The sequence below is a fragment of the Ruminococcus gauvreauii genome (assembly GCF_025151995.1).
In the GTDB taxonomy this organism is placed as follows: domain Bacteria; phylum Bacillota; class Clostridia; order Lachnospirales; family Lachnospiraceae; genus Ruminococcus_G; species Ruminococcus_G gauvreauii.
Genome location: NZ_CP102290.1, coordinates 3,863,972 through 3,886,304 on the forward strand (window position 1 = coordinate 3,863,972; position 22,333 = coordinate 3,886,304).

Annotated in this window: 19 protein-coding genes and 1 tRNA gene; 15 read left to right on the plus strand and 5 right to left on the minus strand. The window is 48.1% G+C overall.

Annotated features, from left to right (window positions below; genetic code table 11):
- Positions 1–7 precede the first annotated feature (7 nt).
- From ilvB to NQ502_RS18105, 10 genes are all read left to right on the plus strand, one after another.
- A complete protein-coding gene (ilvB, locus tag NQ502_RS18060; protein ID WP_028528905.1) occupies positions 8–1,690 on the plus strand; it encodes a biosynthetic-type acetolactate synthase large subunit in 1,683 nt (560 codons plus the stop codon).
- Between the two features lie 108 nt (positions 1,691–1,798).
- On the plus strand, positions 1,799–2,881 hold the full coding sequence (gene serC / locus NQ502_RS18065; protein ID WP_028528906.1) for a 3-phosphoserine/phosphohydroxythreonine transaminase: 1,083 nt from the start codon (positions 1,799–1,801) through the stop codon (positions 2,879–2,881).
- A 1-nt stretch (position 2,882) separates the two neighbouring features.
- Positions 2,883–4,046, plus strand: a complete 1,164-nt coding sequence (locus NQ502_RS18070) for a phosphoglycerate dehydrogenase (protein ID WP_028528907.1) — start codon at positions 2,883–2,885, stop codon at positions 4,044–4,046.
- Between the two features lie 101 nt (positions 4,047–4,147).
- Positions 4,148–4,276: a hypothetical protein gene (locus NQ502_RS18075; RefSeq protein ID WP_260046575.1), complete on the plus strand. Its 129-nt coding sequence runs from the start codon at positions 4,148–4,150 to the stop codon at positions 4,274–4,276.
- A 3-nt stretch (positions 4,277–4,279) separates the two neighbouring features.
- Complete coding sequence (locus NQ502_RS18080; RefSeq protein WP_028528908.1) at positions 4,280–5,521, plus strand: DUF1015 domain-containing protein; 1,242 nt, start codon at positions 4,280–4,282, stop codon at positions 5,519–5,521.
- 55 nt (positions 5,522–5,576) lie between these two features.
- Positions 5,577–7,778: a 1,4-alpha-glucan branching protein GlgB gene (glgB, locus tag NQ502_RS18085; RefSeq protein WP_049898181.1), complete on the plus strand. Its 2,202-nt coding sequence runs from the start codon at positions 5,577–5,579 to the stop codon at positions 7,776–7,778.
- Between the two features lie 6 nt (positions 7,779–7,784).
- Positions 7,785–8,636 carry a mechanosensitive ion channel family protein gene (locus NQ502_RS18090; protein ID WP_044983300.1) on the plus strand — a complete coding sequence of 284 codons (852 nt, stop codon included), beginning with the start codon at positions 7,785–7,787 and terminating at the stop codon, positions 8,634–8,636.
- Positions 8,633–9,817, plus strand: a complete 1,185-nt coding sequence (locus NQ502_RS18095; RefSeq protein ID WP_028528909.1) for a pyridoxal phosphate-dependent aminotransferase — start codon at positions 8,633–8,635, stop codon at positions 9,815–9,817. Before NQ502_RS18090 ends, NQ502_RS18095 begins: the two co-directional genes overlap by 4 nt.
- A gap of 69 nt (positions 9,818–9,886) precedes the next feature.
- Positions 9,887–10,816: a sugar phosphate isomerase/epimerase family protein gene (locus tag NQ502_RS18100; RefSeq protein ID WP_028528910.1), complete on the plus strand. Its 930-nt coding sequence runs from the start codon at positions 9,887–9,889 to the stop codon at positions 10,814–10,816.
- A gap of 119 nt (positions 10,817–10,935) precedes the next feature.
- Positions 10,936–11,895, plus strand: a complete 960-nt coding sequence (locus NQ502_RS18105; protein ID WP_028528911.1) for a P1 family peptidase — start codon at positions 10,936–10,938, stop codon at positions 11,893–11,895.
- A 49-nt stretch (positions 11,896–11,944) separates the two neighbouring features.
- On the opposite strand, the gene NQ502_RS18110 is transcribed toward NQ502_RS18105, so the two are convergent.
- From NQ502_RS18110 to NQ502_RS18120, 3 genes are read right to left on the minus strand one after another with little or no spacing between them, the layout of a single operon-like run.
- A complete protein-coding gene (locus tag NQ502_RS18110) occupies positions 11,945–13,378 on the minus strand; it encodes a M20/M25/M40 family metallo-hydrolase (RefSeq protein ID WP_028528912.1) in 1,434 nt (477 codons plus the stop codon).
- A gap of 2 nt (positions 13,379–13,380) precedes the next feature.
- The gene (locus tag NQ502_RS18115) at positions 13,381–14,034 is read right to left on the minus strand and encodes a hypothetical protein (RefSeq protein WP_028528913.1); all 654 of its coding nucleotides are present in this window, start codon (positions 14,032–14,034) and stop codon (positions 13,381–13,383) included.
- 13 nt (positions 14,035–14,047) lie between these two features.
- The gene (locus tag NQ502_RS18120) at positions 14,048–14,770 is read right to left on the minus strand and encodes a DUF5058 family protein (protein WP_028528914.1); all 723 of its coding nucleotides are present in this window, start codon (positions 14,768–14,770) and stop codon (positions 14,048–14,050) included.
- Between the two features lie 370 nt (positions 14,771–15,140).
- On the opposite strand from NQ502_RS18120, the gene NQ502_RS18125 reads away from it, so the two are divergent.
- On the plus strand, positions 15,141–15,995 hold the full coding sequence (locus tag NQ502_RS18125; protein ID WP_028530295.1) for a GH25 family lysozyme: 855 nt from the start codon (positions 15,141–15,143) through the stop codon (positions 15,993–15,995).
- 50 nt (positions 15,996–16,045) lie between these two features.
- On the opposite strand, the gene NQ502_RS18130 is transcribed toward NQ502_RS18125, so the two are convergent.
- Entirely contained in the window at positions 16,046–17,404 is a 1,359-nt protein-coding gene (locus NQ502_RS18130; RefSeq protein WP_044983647.1) for an MATE family efflux transporter, read from the minus strand.
- Positions 17,405–17,562: 158 nt separating this feature from the next.
- On the opposite strand from NQ502_RS18130, the gene NQ502_RS18135 reads away from it, so the two are divergent.
- Positions 17,563–18,513 (plus strand): helix-turn-helix transcriptional regulator, encoded by a 951-nt coding sequence (locus tag NQ502_RS18135; RefSeq protein ID WP_028530293.1) that lies wholly within the window; start codon positions 17,563–17,565, stop codon positions 18,511–18,513.
- Between the two features lie 172 nt (positions 18,514–18,685).
- On the opposite strand, the gene NQ502_RS18140 is transcribed toward NQ502_RS18135, so the two are convergent.
- Positions 18,686–18,758 (minus strand) — tRNA-Thr (locus tag NQ502_RS18140).
- Between the two features lie 96 nt (positions 18,759–18,854).
- Here NQ502_RS18140 and NQ502_RS18145 point away from each other — a divergent pair.
- The 3 genes from NQ502_RS18145 to cbiQ all read left to right on the plus strand — a co-directional run bounded on the left by NQ502_RS18145 (position 18,855) and on the right by cbiQ (position 22,331).
- The gene (locus NQ502_RS18145; RefSeq protein WP_028530292.1) at positions 18,855–20,102 is read left to right on the plus strand and encodes a glutamate-cysteine ligase family protein; all 1,248 of its coding nucleotides are present in this window, start codon (positions 18,855–18,857) and stop codon (positions 20,100–20,102) included.
- Positions 20,083–21,402: an ATP-grasp domain-containing protein gene (locus tag NQ502_RS18150; protein WP_028530291.1), complete on the plus strand. Its 1,320-nt coding sequence runs from the start codon at positions 20,083–20,085 to the stop codon at positions 21,400–21,402. The genes NQ502_RS18145 and NQ502_RS18150 overlap by 20 nt, the downstream gene beginning before the upstream one ends.
- Before the next feature lie 110 nt (positions 21,403–21,512).
- Positions 21,513–22,331 carry a cobalt ECF transporter T component CbiQ gene (gene cbiQ, locus NQ502_RS18155; protein WP_148511994.1) on the plus strand — a complete coding sequence of 273 codons (819 nt, stop codon included), beginning with the start codon at positions 21,513–21,515 and terminating at the stop codon, positions 22,329–22,331.
- Positions 22,332–22,333: the final 2 nt, after the last annotated feature.

Below are 22,333 nucleotides of genomic sequence, written 5' to 3' on the forward strand. Positions count from 1 at the left end.
GTAGCCTATGCAGTTAACAGGTTCAGAGATTATTATAGAATGTTTGAAGGAACAGGGTGTAGACACTGTTTTTGGATATCCGGGAGGGACGATCCTGAATGTATATGATGAATTATATCGTCATCAGGACGAGATCAACCATATTTTGACTTCACACGAACAGGGTGCGTCACACGCGGCTGATGGATATGCGAGAGCTACCGGAAAAGTCGGCGTCTGTTTTGCTACCTCAGGTCCGGGTGCGACCAACCTGGTAACAGGTATCGCAACGGCGTATATGGATTCGATTCCGATCGTTGCAATCACCGCGAACGTGGGAGTTCCGCTGCTTGGAAAAGACAGTTTTCAGGAGATTGACATTGCCGGTGTGGTGATGCCGATCACGAAACACAGCATGATCGTAAAAGATGTCACGAAACTGGCAGATACGATTCGCAGAGCGTTTCATATTGCACAGTCCGGCCGTCCGGGACCGGTGCTCGTGGATGTGACAAAAGATGTCACAGCTTTAAAAGCGGAATATTCTTACCGTGAACCGGAAGTGGTTATTCCGAGTACGGAAAAACTCACAATGCATGATATTGAGCAGGCAGTTCAGATGATCGCAAAGGCGAAAAAGCCGTTTATCATGATCGGAGGAGGCGCAATTCTCGCGGATGCCGCGGAGGAAGTCCGCACATTTGTACATAAGGTCAACGCCCCGGTGGCATCTTCCCTGATGGGAAAAGGTGCGTTCCCGGAGGACGATGAGCTTTATACCGGAATGATCGGCATGCACGGAACAAAGACATCAAACCTCGGGGTAATGGAGAGCGACCTCCTGATCACGATCGGAGCGCGGTTCAGTGATCGTGTGACGGGGAATACGGAAACATTCGCGCGTAAGGCGAAGATTCTCCAGATTGATGTGGATGCGGCTGAGATTAACAAAAACGTGGTGGTGGATGCCAGCGTTATCGGCGATGTGAAAGAAGTACTGAAGCTTTTAAACGAGCAGATTCCAAAGCAGGGGCATGAAGAATGGCTGGAGCATATCCGGGATATGAAAGAACGGTATCCGATGCAGTACAATACGACCGGGCTTACCGGACCGTGCGTAATTGAAGCACTGTACGAGGCGACGAACGGTGAAGCAATCGTGACGACAGATGTAGGTCAGCACCAGATGTGGGCGGCTCAGTATTATAAATATACACAGCCGCGTACGTTTATCACTTCCGGCGGCCTTGGAACGATGGGATACGGTCTCGGAGCTGCCATTGGGGCCAAATTCGGAAGACCGGATAAGATAGTTGTCAACGTCGGCGGAGACGGCTGCTTCCGTATGAATATGAATGAGATCGCCACAGCCGTGCGCAATGAGCTGCCGATTATCCAGCTGGTGATCAATAACCATGTGCTGGGGATGGTGAGACAGTGGCAGACGTTGTTCTATGAGAAACGATATTCGCATACGGTATTGAATGACAAGACGGATTTTGTGAAGGTTGCGGAAGCCATGGGTGCAGTCGGTATACGGGTAACGAAGAAGTCTGAGATCGTGCCGGCGCTTAAAAAGGCAATCGAACTGAATACGACGGTTGTGATCGACTGTCAGATCGACAGTGATGATAAAGTATTCCCGATGGTTCCTGCGGGAGCATCCATCGAGGAAGTTTTTGATGAACAGGATTTAATAATTAAAGAGTAAAGATATTGACAGGAAAATAACAAAGCAGTATGATATCTTGTAACAGTTCAGATGCCGTCTGAACTGTTACGATGTTTTAAGAACAATGACATTTAGGAGGAGAAGAAAGTGAGTAGAGTGTATAATTTTTCGGCAGGACCGGCTGTACTGCCGGAGGAAGTGTTAAAGGAAGCGCAGGCGGAGATGCTGGATTACCGCGGGACGGGAATGTCTGTGATGGAGATGAGTCATCGCTCGAAAGCTTTTGATGAGATTATCAGTCAGACGGAAGCGGACCTGCGCGAACTGATGCAGATTCCGGATAATTATAAAGTACTGTTCATGCAGGGCGGAGCATCCCTGCAGTTTGCGATGATCCCGATGAATTTCATGAAACATAAAAAAGCAGATTATATCGTGACCGGACAGTGGGCGAAAAAGGCATATCAGGAAGCATGCAAATACGGGACGGCAAATAAAATCGCGACGTCTGAAGACAAAACATTTTCTTATATCCCTGACTGTTCGGATCTTCCGGTCAGCGAGGATGCGGATTATGTCTATATCTGTGAAAACAATACGATCTATGGAACGAAATTCAAAGAACTCCCGAATACGAAAGGGAAGGATCTGATCGCAGATGTATCTTCCTGCTTCTTATCGGAACCTGTGGATGTATCAAAATATGCAATGATTTACGGAGGGGTGCAGAAAAATATCGGTCCGGCGGGCATGGTGATCGGAATCATCCGTGAAGACCTGATCAGCGAAGACGTGATGCCGGGGACACCGACGATGATGCAGTATAAAACATATGCGGATAACAACTCGATGTATAATACACCGAACTGTTACTGTATTTATATGTGCGGAAAGGTTTTCCAGTGGATTAAACGCATGGGCGGCCTGGAAGCAATGAAATTACATAACGAGAAAAAAGCGGCAATTCTTTATGATTTCCTGGATCAGAGCAAGATGTTCAGCGGAACGGTCGTAAAAGAAGACCGCTCGCTGATGAACGTACCTTTTGTGACGGGAGATCAGGATCTGGATGCAAAATTTGTAGCGGAGTCAAAAGCTGCAGGTTTTGAAAATCTGAAAGGTCACAGAACAGTCGGCGGCATGAGGGCAAGTATTTACAATGCTATGCCGATGGAAGGTGTGGAAAAGCTGGTAGCATTTATGAAAAAATTTGAAGAGGAGAATCTGTAACATGTATAAATATCATTGCCTGAATCCGATTTCAAATGTTGGAATCGAACGCTTTACGGATCGGTATATCGAGACAGAAAATATGGAAGAGGCGGATGCAGTCCTGGTCCGCAGTGCGAACATGAAGGATATGAACTTTCCTGCTAATCTGAAGGTGATAGCAAGGGCGGGAGCAGGTGTCAATAATATTCCTTTAGGCAAATGTGCAGATGAAGGAATCGTCGTATTCAATACGCCGGGCGCGAATGCAAACGGTGTGAAAGAGCTTGTGATCGCCGGCATGCTGCTGGCATCCCGTGATATCGTAGGCGGTATTGAGTGGGTGGAGAGTGAGCAGAACGTAGAAGATATTGGAAAGCTGGCAGAGAAGAAGAAAAAACAGTTCGCAGGATGTGAGATCAGCGGCAAGAAACTTGGAATCATCGGTCTCGGTGCGATCGGTGTCATGGTGGCAAATGCGGCGACACATCTGGGCATGGAAGTCTACGGATATGATCCGTATATTTCTGTGGAGGCTGCATGGAATCTGTCCAGAACGATCAAACATATCGATAATCTGGAGACACTGTACCGAGAGTGTGATTATATTACGATCCATGTACCGCTGCTGGAAGAGACCCGAGGGATGATCAACGCGGAGGCGATCCAAATGATGAAGGACGGTGTTGTGATCCTCAATTTTGCCAGAGATATCCTTGTAGATGAAAAAGCGCTGGTCGAAGCACTGGAAAACAACAAAGTAAAGAAATACGTAACAGACTTTGCGAATCCGGTTGTTGCAGGGGTCAGAAACACACTGGTAACGCCTCATCTGGGCGCTTCCACAGAAGAATCCGAGGACAACTGTGCGCGGATGGCGGTCAAGGAAATCATGGATTATCTGGAAAACGGGAACATTAAAAATTCGGTGAACTATCCGAATTGTGATATGGGCAGCTGCGTGGTGGCAGGGAGAATTGCCATCCATCACAAAAACATCATCAATATGATCAGCCAGTTTACAGCAGTTTTTGGAGAAGCCGGTGTCAATATCAGTGATATGACGAATAAGAGCAAAGGTGATTATGCGTACACACTGCTGGACCTTCAGACAAAGCCTACGCAGGAAGTTGTGGATAAATTGAGAAAATTAGATGGCGTATTGAGGGTTCGTATAGTAAAATAAAAGGGAGGGAGTCTGCCGCAAAATCAGCGTATGTATATTTTGCGGCAGCCCCGCCCTTTTTGAGCTTTGAGAAATCGAATGCTTACGAACAGGAGCAGGGCATGAGAAGATATGTAAAGCGTCTGAGACGCGCCAGAAGGAACTGGGTCTGGCTGCGGACCGTGATGTACCACCGCGAAAAACTGGGACGAGCGTACCAGTCATTAAAAAACATTTGGAGAGGAAATTAAAAAATGGCGACAGTAAAACCATTCAGAGCAATTCGACCGACATCGGAGCTTGCATCGCGGATAGCCGCGCTGCCATACGATGTATACAACCGTAAAGAAGCCTGCGAGGAAGTAAGGCGGGAGCCTCTGTCTTTTCTGAAGATCGACAGGGCTGAGACTCAGTTTCCGGACACCGTGGATACTTATGATCCAAAAGTATATGAAAAAGCGAAGTCAACCTTGAATAAAATGTACCGCGGAGGGTACTTTGTTAAAGACAGGTGGAACTGTTATTACCTTTATGAGCTGACGATGGGTGGAAGAGCGCAGACTGGTATTGTGGGATGTGCCTCGATTGATGATTACGAAAACGAAGTGATCCGCAAACACGAGAATACACGTCTCGAAAAAGAAATCGACCGGATCAACCACGTGGATGTCTGTGATGCGCAGACGGGTCCGATCTTTCTTACATACCACAGAGATGAAACGCTGAAGCAGCTGATCAAAGATGCTAAGCGCAAACCGCCGGTCTATGATTTCGTGAGTGATGATAATATCAGGCACCGCGTATGGGTGATCGACGACGCGGTCAAAGTCAAGGCGATGAGCGCGGCATTTGAACATGTCGACTGTCTCTATATTGCTGACGGACACCATCGCTGCGCATCTGCGGTGAAGGTTGGAAAAAAGAGACGGGAGAGTCATCCGGAGTACACCGGGGAAGAAGAGTTTAATTATTTTCTGTCAGTCCTTTTCCAGGAGGATGAGCTGAGTATCATGGATTATAACCGTGTAGTCAGGGACCTGAACGGGTACACGGCGGAAGAATTCATGGCAAAGGCAGCGGAGAAATTTGAGATAGAACCGGCGGGAAAAGCAGCCGTGCACCCGGATCAGAAAGGGACATTTGGGATGTATCTGGAGGGCACCTGGTACAGGCTGCGCATCAGAGAGGAATACACGTCAAAGGATCCTGTGGAGGGGCTGGATGTATCGATTCTCCAGAATCACCTGCTGGGTCCGATTCTTGGAATCGAGGATCCGAAGACGGATGAGCGCATTGATTTTGTAGGAGGAATCCGCGGACTTGGAGAACTGGAACGCAGGGCAGACAGTGACTGCAAAGTCGCATTTTCCATGTATCCAACCTCGATTTCAGAATTGTTTGATGTGGCGGACGCACACCGTCTGATGCCGCCGAAATCAACCTGGTTTGAACCAAAACTTCGAAGCGGACTTTTCATCCATCAATTATCAGAGTAAAAGAACATGCCTGCGTGCGGGCGTTATCATATGAAAACCAGGAGGAACTTGTTATATGGCAGATAAACTATACGATTTAATGGACTGGGCAGCGATAGAGGCGATTGTATACTCGGAGGAGAACAAGCCGCGCAGAACACTCGGACCGCGTGTCACGAAGGACGGTGTCCTGATCCAGTGTTTTTTTCCGGAAAAGACGAAGGTGATGTTAAAGACGACAGCAGACCGCGTAAATCATCGGATGAAGATGCAGGACGAAAATGGTTTCTTTGCCATTTTACTTCCGGGAAAGAAGATTCCTGAATATGTTTATGTTATACAGGAAGAGGGAAAGTATAGGGAATACGAAGATCCCTATGCCTTTCCCGCACAGATCACTCATGAGGAGGAAGTACAGTTTTCACACGGCATCTGCTATGACATATATGAGAAGCTGGGAGCTCATCCGATGCGGGTAAACGGCAGACGCGGTGTATATTTTGCAGTCTGGGCACCAAACGCGCTGCGCGTCAGCGTAGTTGGAGATTTCAACGGCTGGGATGGAAGAATGTACCAGATGGAGAAGCTGGAGGAATCCGGCATCTTTGAACTGTTTATCCCGGGAATTGAGGCCGACGAGTTATATAAATTTGAATTAAAGCTGAGAGACGGTCTGACTTACCTGAAGGCGGATCCTTATGCAAATGCGGCACAGCTCCGTCCGGATACAGCTTCGGTTGTCACGAATCTGAGAAAATACCGATGGAATGATCAGGGCTGGATGACGAACAGAAAGAAGGTACAGGGAGAAGACAAGCCCATGTACATTTATGAACTTCATCTTGGCTCGTTCAGAAAACCTGAGGACGGAAGACTGTTCTGCAATTACCGTGAGATCGCTCCCGTGCTCGTTGATTATGTAAAAGAAACAGGCTATACGCATGTGGAACTGATGCCGGTAATGGAACATCCGCTGGATGAATCCTGGGGGTACCAGGTGTCAGGTTATTACGCGCCGACGAGACGCTATGGAAGTCCTCAGGATTTTATGGCTTTTGTTGATGCACTGCATGAGGCGGGGATCGGAGTGATCCTGGACTGGGTACCGGCACATTTTCCGAAGGACATTGCAGGACTGGCTGCGTTTGACGGGACCTGCCTCTATGAACATCAGGATCCGCGCCAGGGGATGCATCCGCACTGGGGAACACTGATCTTTAATTACGGACGCCCGCAGGTCAGCAACTTTCTGATTTCGAATGCGCTCTTCTGGGCTGAAAAATATCACATCGACGGGATCCGGATGGATGCTGTCGCATCCATGCTTTACCTCGATTATGGAAAAAATGACGGGGAGTGGGTTGCGAATATTTACGGGGGCAATGAAAACCTGGAAGCCATAGAATTCCTCAGGCATCTGAACTCCATATTTAAGAAACGTTATCCGGACGTAATGATGATAGCAGAAGAATCTACGTCATGGCCGAAAGTGACCGAGAGTTTCAAGAAAGATGGTCTGGGATTTGATTACAAATGGAATATGGGCTGGATGAATGATTTTCTTGGATACATGGAGTACGATCCGGTGTTCCGAGGCGCTCATCATAACGAGCTGACTTTCAGTATGGTCTATGCCTACAGCGAACGTTTCCTGCTGGGACTTTCGCATGATGAGTTCGTGCATGAAAAGAAATCACTGATCGAGAAGATGCCGGGTGATGATGAGCAGAAGTTTTCGAATATGCGGGCGGCACTTACCTACATGGTTTGCCATCCCGGCAAAAAACTGCTGTTCATGGGTCAGGATTTTGCGCAGATACAGGAATGGTCCGAAAGCAGACAGCTTGACTGGGATCTTATGGAAGAACCGAAGCACCGGGAATTTTATGAGTTCTTCAAAGCGCTGCTGAAGATGTATAAGTCCTGTCCCGCCCTCTATGAGAGAGACTATGATACGGAAGGATTCATCTGGATCAATGAGATGGAGTGGGAGAAAAATATCCTGACTTTTATGCGGTGCGGAAAGAAGCGGGATGATATGCTGCTGATCGTCTGCAATTTCTCAGCAGTTTCCTATCCGGAATACCAGGTGGGGGTTCCGAAAGCAGGAAAATACAAGGAAATATTTAACAGTGACGCAAAGAAATACGGCGGCGGCGGTATGGTGAATCCGCGTGTGAAAGCATCAAGGCCTGTGGAGTGCGATGAGCGTGCGGATTCGGTTAAAATAAAAGCAGCGCCTCTTAGTGTCGCAGTATTTGAATACAGAAAAGGGTAAAAAGCTATGAATATTATATTGCGGTGGATGGATCAGCATCTGCCGGAAGTTGGTTCCTTCTGCCTGAAAGTGGTACTGACGATCGTCGTCTATCTGATTGCATCGAAACTCATTAAGTGGATCTGCAAAATTTTCAGAAAATCGATGAACAAAGCCGGCATGGCGCCGGAAGCAATCAGCTTTCTGAATTCAGCCATCAAAGCCGGACTGTATGCGGTTCTTATTTTTCAGCTGGCGACACAGTTCGGCGTGAAAGAATCATCTGTGGCGGCGCTGCTGGCATCAGCCGGTGTCGGTATCGGACTGGCCATGCAGGGCGGACTGTCAAATCTGGCGGGCGGAGTGATTTTACTTCTGCTGAAACCGTTTGGAGTGGGAGATTATATCATCGAGAGTTCTGCGAATAATGAGGGTACGGTTCAGAAAATCGAGCTGTTTTACACGACGCTGATGACGGTGGACAACCGCAGGATCGTGATTCCGAATGCGACTCTGACGAATCATATCATTACAAATGTCACGGCCATGGATGAGCGGAAGCTGGATCTCAGAATGGATATTTCGTATGATTCGGATATGAAAAAGGCAAAGGAGATCTTAAGCGGTCTGCTGCAGGATGATCCGGATATCATGAAGGACAGGGAAATCCAGGTGTTTGTGGATGCGCTCTGTGACAGCAGTGTCCGCATCGGATGCCGGTCCTGGGTGAAAACGGAAAGTTACTGGCCGACCCGCTGGAGGCTAAACGAAAAAATCAAACTGGCATTTGATGAGGCGGGAATCGTGATACCTTATCCTCAGATGGATGTGCATATCCAGAATCACAGTCAGGATACGGAAAGGAAACAGGAAAAATGATTGCAGAATTATATCGTAATATGCTGGGTGCGAAATCCGTGATCAGGGAGACGTTCGCATACGGCTCCAGGCGGGCTGAGGAAATCGGCTATGAGAATGTCTTTGATTACAGCCTCGGGAATCCCTCCGTGCCGGCGCCGGATAAACTTACAGAACGGCTGATCAGCCTGCTGGAAACAAAAAGTCCTGCAGAACTGCACGGATACAGCCCGACACTGGGAAATCAGGAAGCCAGGGAGGCGGTGGCGAAATCCCTGTCGGACCGTTTTCATATGGATTATAAGGCGGAACATATTTTTATGACAAACGGAGCGGCATCCTCGATTGCACACGCGCTTCGTGCAGTCACGGTCCCGGGAGACACGGTACTGACATTTGCGCCTTACTTTCCGGAGTACCAGCCGTACGTCACCCTTGCGGGTCTGAATTTGAAGATCGTACCGCCCGACCTTGGGCGGTTCCAGATGGATTTTGAAAAGCTGGAGGATATGCTGACGGAGGATGTGTCTGCTGTTCTGATCAATACGCCGAACAATCCGTCCGGAACAGCGTATACGACAGAAACACTGGAGGAGATGGCAGAGATTCTGCGTAAAAAAGAAGCGGAATACGGACATGATATCTATGTGATATCGGATGAGCCATACCGCGAGATTATATTTACAGGGGCTGACTCGCCGTACCCTGCTTCCATCTATGACAGGACGATCACCTGCTATTCATTCAGTAAATCACTGTCCATTCCCGGGGAGCGTATCGGTTACGTGGCAGTCTCACCCAGATGCCCGGATGCCGGACTCCTGATCGACATGTGCGGTCAGATCTCAAGAGGGATCGGACATAACTGTCCTTCGTCTCTGATTCAGATGGCGGTGAAAGATGTACTGAATGAGACGGCGGATCTGTCGGTGTATGAGACCAATATGAATCTGCTGTATGATAAACTGATGGAACTGGGATTTGTCTGTGTGAAGCCTCAGGGAACGTTCTATATGTTTCCGAAGGCACTGGAGGAGGATGCGGGGGCTTTCTGCATGAGAGCGCGTGAATATGATCTTCTGCTCGTTCCGGGTGATACCTTTGGCTGTCCGGGATATTTCAGGATCTCCTACTGTGTAGACACAGAGAAAGTAAAACGGTCGCTGTCTGCATTTGAAAGACTGGCAGAGAGCTATCGATAGAGAAAACACCTAAACGGATATGACGCCGGATGGCTTCATCACAATAAATAAAAGGGAGTGACAGCAAAAATGACAATGCAAATATGTGGGGCACCGTGCTGCTGGGGAGTAGAAGACCCGAAGAATCCGTATATTCCCAGCTGGCAGACTGTTATGAAAGAAGCACGGATGGCCGGCTACAGTGCTGTGGAACTGGGACCGTACGGCTATCTGCCGATTGATGTGGAGACGGTGACAGAAGAACTTGAGAAAAATGAGATTTCTATTGTGGCGGGCACGATATTTCAGGATCTGGTGAGCAGGGAAAATCACGCAAATGTGCTGAAGGCGGCGGATGATATCTGCTGGCTGATCACACAGCTGCCGAAGCTGCCCAGATATGAGGGACAGAATTTTCCGACGCCTTATCTCGTCGTGATCGACTGGGGACATGATGAGCGTGATTTTACATCCGGACATCCGGAGCGTGCAAAAAGACTCGGACAGGCACAGTGGGAACAGCTGATGGATCATATCCGGGAGATCTGTGATCACGCGGCAAAATTCGGCGTCCGCGTCGTGGTTCATCCGCATGCCGGCGGATATATTGAATTTGCGGATGAGATTGAGAAACTTACGGAAGATATCCCCTATGAGACGGCAGGCTTGTGCCTGGATACGGGACACCTGTACTATGCTGGAATGGATCCGGTGACATGGCTGAAAAAGTATGCGGACCGTCTGGATTACGTTCATTTTAAGGATGTGAATGAAAAGATATACCGGGAAGTGATGGCGATGGAGAATCTCCGTTTCTTCGAGGGTGTGGCAAAAGGCTCCATGTGTCCAATCGGGACGGGGACACTTGACTATCCGGCGATCAAAGATACGCTGGAAGAGATCGGGTACAGCGGTTACATAACAATCGAACAGGAGAGGGATCCGCGTGACTCGGGAGCCACACTGGAGGATGTAAAAGCCAGTGTGGACTATCTGAAGTCTGTCGGATACAGGATTTAACTAAAATACAGCAATGCATACAGTCCCGCCGGACCTTTCGAAGGCGGGACTGTTTATATTTGTACCAGAGAATGAAAGGATAACCCGGGAGGAAAGAAAATATGATGGATCAAAGTCTGCTGCATGAGATCAGTATCACGGATATCAGGGGAATTAAAATCGGCCATGCCCAGGACAGCAGGGGAGGTACCGGATGCACGGTGATCCTGTGTGAGAATGGAGCTGCTACGGGCGTAGATGTTCGGGGAAGTGCTCCGGCGGGCAGGGAAACAGATGCCGTAAAGCCCGGCAACATCTGTGATGTGGCCCATGCAGTCATGCTGAGCGGCGGCAGTGCATACGGACTGGATGCGGCGGCCGGTGTGATGGAGTATCTGGAAAAGAGAGGCGTCGGATTTGACGTGGGGATGACCGTGGTGCCGATCGTCTGCGGTGCATCAATTTTTGACCTGGCGGTGGGTGACTCCAGTGCAAGGCCGGACCGGGTGATGGGAAGAGCTGCCTGTGAAAATGCATCCAGTCAACCGGTGCCGGAAGGAAATGTCGGTGCGGGTACAGGTGCCAGCATCGGAAAACTGATGGGTACACAACGCGCCATGAAAAGCGGTCTTGGAGTCTATGCGGTGCAGCTGGGTGATCTTCAGGTAGGAGCGCTCGTAACGGTAAACGCCCTCGGCGATGTATTTGACCTGGATACGGGACGACAGATCGGCGGTCTGCTTTCAGAAGATAAAAAATATCTGTGCAATTCAGAAGAACTCATGTATCGGAAGTATTCCGCCGATAAAAATTACTTTGCAGGGAATACGACTATCGGCTGTATTGTGACGAATGCAAAGCTGGATAAAACCCAGATGATGAAAATTGCATCCATGGCACACGACGGTATGGCAAGGACGATTCGTCCTGTTCACACATGGGCGGACGGAGATTCTGTCTTTGCCATGGCAACGGGTGAAGTCACGGCAGATGCAAATGCGGTGGGAACGCTTGCTGCCCGTGTTATGGGTTACGCCATTAACAGGGGCGTGCAGAAAGCCTCCGGCGAATATGGATTAATCTGTGCCTCACAACTGTAAAGATGAATCCCATGGATTGCTTCGTTGCTCTGTAACTCCCCAATCCTGCTCAAAGTCTTTGCAGGAGACGGACATAGAACCGTACGGTAGTCAGCATGGTTTCAACGGGGACACGCTCGTTATTTCCATGAATCATACCGCGTTCTTCCTTCGACAGCTGCATGGCGGAGAAACGGTAGACGCGGTCGGTGATGCTGCAGTAATGCCTGGAATCGCTGCACGCCATCATGAGGTATGGAGAGACCAGCGTGCCCGGCCATGTCTCGGCGATCACTTCTTTTAAGGTATTCCATTCTTCACACGACGTGTCAGAATAAATGGAGGGGTTCGTGCCATTTACGAGGCGGGGGCGGATCTTTTCGTTTTTTATGACTCTCTGCAGGTATTTTGTCGCGGATTCGATCGTGTCATCGCCCAAGAGGCGGATGTTGGCGCCGAATGCTGCATTTGGCGGCAGCACGTTGTAGGCTTTGCTCCCTTCCATGCGGGTGACCGCCACGGTGGTGCGCATCATGGCATTTAGCTCTCCACCGGATTTTTTGCAGATAAAATCCAGCAGCGGCAGGAAGCACCACAGATTGGCAAAGATCATGCGGTATACAAGACTGGAATGCCTGCCCAGGGTATCAAACATTTCCTTGACAGGCCGGGTCAGCTGCCGTTTAAACGGATGTTTTTCAATGGATGCTACCGCCTGTGCGAGCTGTCCCAGTATGGTGTGTGCAGGAGGCGTCGATGCATGCCCGCCGTCGCTTTCGATGACAAAATCCATGTTCACACTGCCTTTTTCACCGATTCCGACGACGGCACACGGTCTGTCGACACCGGGAAACACGTGATCAACCACTGCGCCGCCCTCATCCAGCACGATTGCGGGCTGTATGCCCTTTTCGCGGAGATAATCTACGATATCGGCACAAGTCTCTCCATCGATTTCTTCTTCCCCGGAAAATGAAAAATACAGGTCGTGTTTCAGAACGTATCCTTCTTTCAGCAGCAGCTCGGCAGCCTCGAGAAGGGCGCAGAGCGTGCCCTTGGTATCCAGCGTGCCGCGGCCCCATATCATATCACCTTCCACAAGGCCTGCGAATGCGGGCCTGTCCCACCCGCTTTCCTCGGCAGGCACCACGTCATAATGGGCCATGCAGACGGAAGGCTTCTCTGCGGACTGTCCCCTGAGATGGTAGAGCAGTCCCGTTTTGCCGATCTTAGTCAGTTTGGCATGCCTGTGAACCGCGGGGAAACGTTCCTTCAGCAGCGTCTGGAATTTCACGAATTCCATGTGATCCACCAGCGACTCATCCCGGTTGGAGACTGTTTTACAGCGGATCATCGCCGCCAGGTCATCGATGATCTTTGCTTCGTCAAGCATGATTTCCTGCGGGTGCAAAGCCGGCTCATTTGCAGGACGAAACATCACTGTCCGAATCAGTATCGCCGCGAGTAAAAGTAACAAAATTCCTGAAATCATCCATCCAATCATTCTTATAACCATCCCTTCCGGTACATTAATCTTGCGGCGCCCAGCGTGATCAGTACGCCTACCGGCACCAGTACGCCGACGGAGCCTGCCAGAGAGGGCACGGCGAGGAACAGGCCTGCCATGAAGATAAGCGGTGCGATCGCTATCTTCCAGTTCTTGCTGACATAGACGACGGCGAGACCGCCGAAGAGTGCGGGCAGGATGTTGTCAAAAGCCGGCGCGAGCGCGGGCGAATCCAGAATCGGCGCAAGCACTGATAACGCCGCCACGCCAAGGATGATGACGACCGTCGTGACAATGGAACTTGTCGCAATCGCAATCGTCGAGATGATCTCCCCTTCTTCTGTGCCGGGTTTTGCATTCGCATTTTCCATGGCGTTTAAGGCACTGGGCGCCTTGATGCTGGTGAGGTTCCCTGTGACGAACGCCAGGTACGTACCCCCCGTTCCGAGCATCGGCGTGTAGGTGATGACTTCTATGACCCCAACCGTCCAGTAGATGGGGGCGACACCCAGAAGGCCTTTCAGGACGGCGCTTCCCTCCGGCCATGCGTCATAGTACAGGCAGACCGCCAGCGGAACCATCATGACAACCACGACGGCAGACCAGATCCAGATCTTTCCATACCGGTCAATTTTATTCAGATATGTATTCATAAGATACCTCCCGTTAAACGATGACCGGAGTAATGATCACGGCAAATATCATTGCGCCGATCATACTGACGGACAGTGCGTAAGTTTCCAGCCATTTCATCTTGCATTTTTTAATTAAAAGCCCGCAGACGGCCATGAGCGCTGCGGAAACCAGGAGTACAAAGAGCGGAATGAACCCTGGCAGTCCGTCTCTCACGTCTGAGAAAACCATACCGAGAAAAGCGGATATCATCCCCAGAAACATGGAAGACATAAAAAGATCGCCCCACCTGCTGTCTCTGGATTTGATTCTGACCATGCCTCCCTGGATTTTCTTCATCAGGATGGGAGGGAGAACGATACTCGGCAGGATTCCGAGCGTCATCACCCAGGCGATCGCCGAGTATGTACCCGGATCGGTGACCTGCTGCGATAAGGACACGCCCAGCGCATTAGCGGTCGAGGTTGCAGCGGGCAGTTCGTACGTGATCGCGCCGATCACGCTCATGCGGATCCAGGGAAGGGGGATTCCGAGGAATTTTGAGAGTGTTACGACACCTAGTAAGATGGATACCGCCGGAGCAATGGTAAAAATTGCAGTTGACAAAATGGTTTTCCGCAGTTTTTTTACATCCATATTGATTTCTTTTCCTCTCCGGTATGCCGTTACCAGAAAAAAGACGGACTGGGCGAGCACGAATAAGATTACAAGAAACGCAATCAGATATAAAAAGCCGCTGTTTGCATCAAATCGCATGGTTTTCCTCCTGAATTTCATTGGTTTTCTGTTACTATTCACAGCCCACCACCCACATGCGCATTCGTCGCCTCTTTGAGGCTCCAGTCTCACTCCTTACGGAGCTAAGACTGCTTATGTGGGTGGAGTTCCTGCTTCGCAGGCTTGATATGGATGTACAGTCATCCTCTTACATGCAAGCATGACGAGTCTGCCTATATATCCATATCAGCTGTGAATAGTAACGGTTTTCTTACAATATATCATTTTTTGGAGGACATGTGTTGACAAATATGAAAAAGTCAGGATTTTGAGCAGAATCCCTGCAGGATTCATATAGTTAAGTTAGAGGGGCTTTCCTCTCTGTAAGACTTAATCAAGGAGGCTTAGTATGAATGGTATCGATATCAGCGCCTATCAGGGCAACGTAAACGGCAGAAAAATCAGAGAAGCCGGAATCGAATTCGCTATTATCAGAGTGACTGATAAAAACAATAAAGAAGATACCGCTTTTAAAGAGAATTACAGACAATGCAGCAATGCGGGAATTTCCATAGGTGTATATAAATTTTCCTACGCCCTGTCGAAATCAGCAGCCGCCGCCGAGGCGGAGAAAACACTGGAGCTTATCAGGGACAAAAAAATCTCCTGCGGGGTATGGCTGGATCTGGAATGGGAAAAACAGAGGCAGCTTGGCTCAAAAAAACTGGAGGAGATCGCAATGACTTTTCTGGATACGGTGCAGGCTGCCGGTTATCCGTGCGGAATCTATTGTAATACTGACTGGTATAAAAACGTCCTGCCAAAGTCCCTGAAAGCATATCCGCTCTGGCTGGCGAGGTATCCGGCAGCGGATAACGGGACTCCGAATTACTCCCTGAAGCCGGGCGCCGGAATTATCTGGCAGTATACAAGCAAAGGAAAGGTGCCGGGAATATCAGGTCATGTGGACAGAGATATTTCATGGGTGGATCTGAACAGTTATTTTAAAGGTGAGAATCAGGAAAGTGAGGCGGTTTATATGTTTGGTGTTGGTACGCTGCAGTACGGGAGCGGGGGAAATGATGTGCTGTTGTTTCAGGAGATCATGAAGGCGCGCGGTTACTATCAGGGTGACTTGGACCGGAGTTACGGCAGCGGATGTCAGGAAGCATGCCGCAGATACCAGAAGGAGAGAGAAGGCGCAGCAGGTCCGGTAGACGGAATCTGCGGTGAAAAAACATGGGCTGATCTGATCGCTTTGTAATCTTCAGCAAAACCTTTTTGCGGGCGACAACAGTAGTTCAAAAACAGTAGTTATCTTGTAATATTCTTTAGCCAACCGTATTTCCGATAATGGATAATGGCGGCGGGCAGCTTGACAACTTCATCTAAGTTGATAATCAGGAATACAACGACGACGGGGAGATTCCAATAAAACGCTGCAAGGAAACCGGCTGGAACAGCAAAAATCCACATGGTGATCGCGTCGCAAATCAAGCCAAACTTAGAATCGCCGCCAGCGGGGAAAATTCCGGCTATCGTCGTCATGTTAATTGCCTTAGCAACCATATAGCAGGCACAGAATAGTAACATCCACATCAGGTATTCGGTCGCCTGGGAGCTTAAAACCGTAACGTTCAAGATCAGAGGTGACAACGCGAGCAGGAGCAGGCAGGACGCCACACCCCCGATGACCGCCATTTTCCAGAGCAGACCGCCGTACTGCTTTGCTTGTTTCAAATTTCCCATGCCCAACTCGTTGCCCACGATAATACCGCCGCCATTGGCAAGGCCTGTACAAAAGCTAACGATCAGATTCTTTACGATATTCGCAATCGAATTGGCGGCCACAGCGTCGCTGCCCAAGTGTCCCATGATAACAGAGTACATGGTGAAGCCACACCCCCACACCAGATAATCCCCCATCATGGGTACTGTATATTTCCAGTAGTCCCGAACTAAAAGCCGGTCTGCTGCAAAACAATACTTGATCCGCAGCCTGATCCGGTTTTTCCGCAGAGATTCCACATAGGCCCACAGCATTTCAATGAGCTTTGAAATAGAGGTGGCAAGGGCAGCGCCCGCAATCCCCATTTTTGGGAAAAAGAGCAGCCCGAAAATCAGCGCGGCATTTAGGAAAATATTGATAACAACGGCGCTTGACCCAATCACCATGCTTTTCATGGCATACCCTGTATTTTTCAAGATACAAAGGAAAATTTGCGATATACCGGTAAAAAGATAGGACGCTGCAACAATACGAAGATAAACGCTGCCTCCTGTTATAAGTTGCGGCTCGCTTGTAAAAATCCGCATTAACTGATCGGGCATGAAAAGGGACGCTAAAAAGAACACCGCCGAAATCAAAAAGGAAACCCTTGTGACATATGCAAATATTTTCTCAATAGCGGTTACGTCACCCTTCCCGTAGTATTGTGCGGCCAAAATGCTTGTTCCCATTGTCAACCCGCCCATAAACAGGTTGAACACAAAGGTGACCTGCCCGGCCAGCGATACCGCCGACAGGGAATCCTGATTGACAAATCCGAGCATGAGAGCGTCCGAAGCACTTACCGCCGCCAGCATAAATTGTTGAAATGCGATTGGCAGAACAAGGGAAAACAGCTTTTTATAAAAGATTGTTTTCCCACCGCCTAACTCTTTTTCCTCCATCGAATAGCCTCCCGTCTGTTTTTCATAACGATCTTTAGTATAGAAGATCGCGGCCAAAGAAACAGCGCCAAATCTTAATATGTACTGTGGCATTTTATCATGTAACGAGGTATAATAAAAATAAGAATCGGGGGGCTTTTAAGTAAAGGAGTGGCAAGGTGGGACAAGAGATTTTATGTGCAGCGGTCGAGAGATTGCGGGAAGAATTTGGGGTGTTGGACTGGACGTATCATAATTGCCCCGGTGAAAATCAAGAGGAAAAAATGTTTTATTGGCCCGGTGCGCCGGAAGATGAAATTATGGTGGTCGTCCATCAGAGCGGCGGGCGGCAGGAGTTGTTTCACCGGCACGATTATTTTTATTTCAATTACACCTATGAGGGCGAATACGATTCGATCAGCTTTAAGTACGATAACCGTATTACGATTCGGGAGGGAGAACTGTATGCAGGCCAGCCCTTTGCCGGTCACGCTCTTTGTGTCCATGACGACAAGGAAACAACGATTATGGGCGTACTGATTCAAAAAGACACGTTTTGTCGGGCATTTTTGCCAATGATTTCTGCAAATACAAAGCTGTTTCATTTTCTGCTTGACCCGTCCACCAATCAATTTTCTGATGAATATATCCATTACAAAATCGAGGACGACTGCAACATACGGGCGCTTCTGGAGATGATGGTGGTAGAGTATGCCAACAGGCGGGAGGACACACAGGTTGTCTTGAAGTCGCTTACATTATCATTTCTCGTTCAGATCGCACGTCAGTATGCCCATGCAAATCGGGAACCTGCAAACGAAAGCCCTTCGGATAAGATCGTACAGTATATCGGGGAACACGTTGATACCGTAACGCTCAAAGAAATTGCAAAGCGTTTTTCGTATCACCCGAATTATGTTTCAACCTTGTTGCACCGGGAAGTTGGGAAGTCCTTTTCTGAAATTTTGTTGGAACTGCGCATGGAACGCGCGGTCATTCTTTTGAAAGAGACAACTTTGCCGGTAGAGGAAATTTGCTCGGTATTGGGGTATAGCAATAGCAGCAATTTTTACAAGGCTTTTCGGAAGTACTACCATGATTCTCCGAGAGAATACATAAAGGGCAGGTAGCTTGTTAAATCACTGATAAACTTGACTTTGCTGATCTGCTGACAGGAATTTTCAATATTGCCTTGTATTAGAGGATATAATGAGGTAGAATCAAATGTAGTTTTGTTAGCAGTCATAAAACGACAAAAGAAAAAGCTCCAAACCTATATGGTTTGAAGCAGTTTTAAAGACAAGCTGGAAAAGGGACTTGAACCCTCGACCCCTTCATTACGAGTGAAGTGCTCTACCGACTGAGCTATTCCAGCGTGTGTGGTTGACACAATGAGTATTATACCGTATTTTGAGAAAAATGCAACCATAATTTATCAATTTTTTAAAAAAATTTTACGAGGTAAAAAGATTTGGAGATACGAAAAGAAAATAAAGATTTGCTGATTAAATATTTTGAGAACGGAAGCAAACGCAATTGTATCGAAAAACTGGGGGTAGAGCTGGAACATCTGATTGTGAAATCAGAGACCGGCGAGAGCGTGACTTACCAGGAAGAGAAAGGGATCGCATATATTCTGGAGCGGATGTCCGGGTATTTCCCATGGCGTTATGAGCCGGAAGGATTTCTGATCGGAATTTATAACGAGGACTATTCCATCAGTCTGGAACCGGCAGGCCAGCTGGAGATCAGTATCAATCCCAGAGAGAATATTACACTTATCTATCGGATCTACAGAATGTTTCTGGAGCAGATTCACCCGATACTGCGAGAATGCGGATACGAAATGCTGACGCTTGGCTACCATCCGAAATCTAAGGTGCGGGATATGCCGCTGATCCCTAAGACAAGATATGAATTTATGGATCGCTATTTCATGGAGACAGGCACATGCGGAATCAATATGATGCGTGGGACCGCAGCAACGCAGGTATCGATCGATTACTGCAGCGAACAGGATTTTGTACAGAAGATCAGAGCTGCATATATTCTGATGCCGCTTCTGAAACTTCTGACGGACAACACGCCGATCATGGAGGGGGAAATCTATGAAGGGTATATGGCCCGGAGTTATATCTGGGATCATGTAGACCCTGCACGTACGGGGATACCCAGAGGACTTTTTGATGAAGACTTCGGGTTTGCCAGGTATGCAGATTTTCTGCTGGATATGCCTCCTGTCTTCGTTGAGGGTCAGGATGCGCCCATGTATACGGGGCATAAGAGTACGGCGGAGGTCTGGGGCGGGGAACGGCTCAGCCGGCATGACATTGAGCACATCTTATCCATGAATTTTCAGGATGTACGTCTGAAACACTATCTGGAAATACGATATGCTGACAGCATGCCGATCAAATGCGTGCTTGCTTACACCGTTCTTTTGAAAGGTATTTTTTACAATAAAGAGCTGGTAAAAGAGGTCAATGAAAAGTTCACTGCATCGGAGCAGGAAATTTTAAAAGCACAGCATAATCTGATGCAGGACGGATTTGACGGAGACGTATACGGCTATGAAGCGGCAAAGCTTCTGAGTTATTTAATTGAAGCGGCAAAGAATCAGCTTATGGAATCAGAGCAGCTTTCCCTGCTGCCGTTGGAAGAAATACTATATCATAAGAAAACGTTGGCGAGAGAATATTATGAAAACAATATTAAATGAATACAGACAGGAAATAGAAAATCATTTTGAAGAAAACCGGGAGGCAGCGCTTAAAGTCAAGGACTATCTTGAACATTCCTCCGTTGCGTATCACGGCAGGTGCGTGCATACGCTGCATATACCAAAAATCTTTACTGCAGACGTGATAGAACAATATCGCACAATTGTGGCAACAACATACCGAATATTCGAAAAAGTGATCAGGGAATACCTGGCAAACGCTGAATATCGGAAGCTGTTTCCTTTTTCAGATAAACTGGAGCAGCTGATCCTCATACCCAATCTTTATCAGTCGGTGCTTCCCATTGCGCGATTTGACATCTTTTATAATGAAAATGATGGCACGTTCCAATTTTGTGAGATCAATACAGACGGGACGAGCGCGATGAATGAAGACTATGTGTTAAACACGGCGGTTGCTCTTAATCCGGCACATCAGCGGATGAAACAGAAATACTGTTTTAAAACGTTTGAACTGTTTGATAGCTGGGTTGAAACTTTTATAAATATTTATAACAGTTATGAGAAAAAGAAAGAACACCCGTACATTGCGATCGTGGATTTTCTGGAGCACTGCTCCATTACCGAATTTGAGGAGTTTGCACGCAGGTTTCAGAAGGCCGGTTATGAGACGGAAATCTGTGAGATCACAAAACTTAACTATCAAAACGGCGTACTGTATTCTCCGTCAGGACACCCGATCGATGTGATCTACAGGAGGGCTGTTACAACAGACGTCATGGAGCATTACGATGAGGTTCAGGATTTTATCGAGGCTGTGAAGCATCAGGACGTCTGCCTGATCGGCTCTTTCTGCACGCAGATCATCCACAACAAATGGCTGTTTAAGATCATCAGGGAGCGGGAGACGATGTCATTTCTGACGCCGGAAGAACAGGAATTTGTCATGGAACACGTTCCGGCTACGGAGCTCCTGGACGATCGGGCAGAAACACTTGAAACCGTATTGGGCACAAAAGACAGATGGATCATCAAACCGCTTGATTCCTACGCGTCCCGAGGGGTGTTTGCAGGGATTGATTATACACAGGAAGAGTGGAAGGACATCGTTTTGCGCCATACGGGTAAAGATTATATTTATCAGGAATATTGTCCGCCGTACCGGACAGATAATATTTATCTGGTGGATGCGGATGCACAGTTCAAACCGTATACGAATATGTCGGGTCTTTTTGTGTATGATGGTGTATTTTCCGGAATCTATTCGCGTCTTTCCGACGGCGGAATCATTTCATCACAGTATAATGAAAAGGCGGTTGCGACGCTGTACGTGAAGTGAGAACTTCGGGATATTCCATTTTGGAATATCCCTTTCATTTACTATAATTTGAAAAACTGATATACTTACCAGAGGATTTTTATTCTGAAGTCATGGTTTTGGAGGAAATAATGTCAAATATACATAAACACCGCCGTAAATTCGGGCATAAACATGGTGAGGGGTTTTCGATTGATTATTATGCTTACATGTCCGGTATCAGGCATTGGAATGCGTCGTTCAAGGTGGCATTTGCATTTTTGACGCTGGTCCTGTGTGTTGCACTGGACAATCCGTTTGTGTCGGCAGTGGTGATACTGGCCATGGGGTGGCTTACCGTGATAAAAGGCGGTGTGAGCCTCCACGATTATCTCTCGTTTATGATGATCCCTGTCATGTTCATGATTTTTGGAAGCTTAGCAATAGCACTGGGAGTTTCTCTGCACCCGACCGGACAGTACTGTCTGGATTTGAATCTGTTTTGTATCTATACATCGGATGAGAGTCTGATGAAGACTGCAGAGATCATGCTGAAGGCATTCGGCGCGATATCGGCGATGTTCATGATGACGCTGTCGACACCGTCAAATGAGATTATTTCGGTACTGCGCAAGGCACACGTGCCGAAACTGATCATAGAGCTGATGAATATGATCTATCGTTTTATTTTTATTCTGACAGAGGTGCAGCGGAAGATGAAGAATTCGGCGCAGTCCAGGCTTGGATATGATGATTTTCGAACATCACTCAAGTCGTTTGGAAATATTGCAAGTAATCTTTTTATTGTATCACTGAAAAAGGCAAACGCCTATTATGATGCGCTGGAGTCCCGGGGTTATACAGGAGAGCTGCTCTTCTGGGAAGAGGAAAAGCCTGTCGGAAAGATGCAGATACTGGCGGCGGGAGTTTTTATCGGACTGCTGGTGTGCATCTGGCTGCTGACAAGGTAAAG

What these genes read in the sequence shown, in the direction of transcription:
- ilvB (WP_028528905.1), top strand. Translation starts at nt 8, where the DNA reads ATGCAGTTAACAGGTTCAGAGATTATTATAGAATGTTTGAAGGAACAG.
- NQ502_RS18070 (WP_028528907.1), top strand. Translation starts at nt 2,883, where the DNA reads ATGTATAAATATCATTGCCTGAATCCGATTTCAAATGTTGGAATCGAA.
- NQ502_RS18075 (WP_260046575.1), top strand. Translation starts at nt 4,148, where the DNA reads ATGAGAAGATATGTAAAGCGTCTGAGACGCGCCAGAAGGAACTGGGTC.
- NQ502_RS18080 (WP_028528908.1), top strand. Translation starts at nt 4,280, where the DNA reads ATGGCGACAGTAAAACCATTCAGAGCAATTCGACCGACATCGGAGCTT.
- glgB (WP_049898181.1), top strand. Translation starts at nt 5,577, where the DNA reads ATGGCAGATAAACTATACGATTTAATGGACTGGGCAGCGATAGAGGCG.
- NQ502_RS18090 (WP_044983300.1), top strand. Translation starts at nt 7,785, where the DNA reads ATGAATATTATATTGCGGTGGATGGATCAGCATCTGCCGGAAGTTGGT.
- NQ502_RS18095 (WP_028528909.1), top strand. Translation starts at nt 8,633, where the DNA reads ATGATTGCAGAATTATATCGTAATATGCTGGGTGCGAAATCCGTGATC.
- NQ502_RS18100 (WP_028528910.1), top strand. Translation starts at nt 9,887, where the DNA reads ATGACAATGCAAATATGTGGGGCACCGTGCTGCTGGGGAGTAGAAGAC.
- NQ502_RS18110 (WP_028528912.1), bottom strand. Translation starts at nt 13,378, where the DNA reads ATGATTGGATGGATGATTTCAGGAATTTTGTTACTTTTACTCGCGGCG.
- NQ502_RS18115 (WP_028528913.1), bottom strand. Translation starts at nt 14,034, where the DNA reads ATGAATACATATCTGAATAAAATTGACCGGTATGGAAAGATCTGGATC.
- NQ502_RS18120 (WP_028528914.1), bottom strand. Translation starts at nt 14,770, where the DNA reads ATGCGATTTGATGCAAACAGCGGCTTTTTATATCTGATTGCGTTTCTT.
- NQ502_RS18125 (WP_028530295.1), top strand. Translation starts at nt 15,141, where the DNA reads ATGAATGGTATCGATATCAGCGCCTATCAGGGCAACGTAAACGGCAGA.
- NQ502_RS18130 (WP_044983647.1), bottom strand. Translation starts at nt 17,404, where the DNA reads ATGGAGGAAAAAGAGTTAGGCGGTGGGAAAACAATCTTTTATAAAAAG.
- NQ502_RS18150 (WP_028530291.1), top strand. Translation starts at nt 20,083, where the DNA reads ATGAAAACAATATTAAATGAATACAGACAGGAAATAGAAAATCATTTT.
- cbiQ (WP_148511994.1), top strand. Translation starts at nt 21,513, where the DNA reads ATGTCAAATATACATAAACACCGCCGTAAATTCGGGCATAAACATGGT.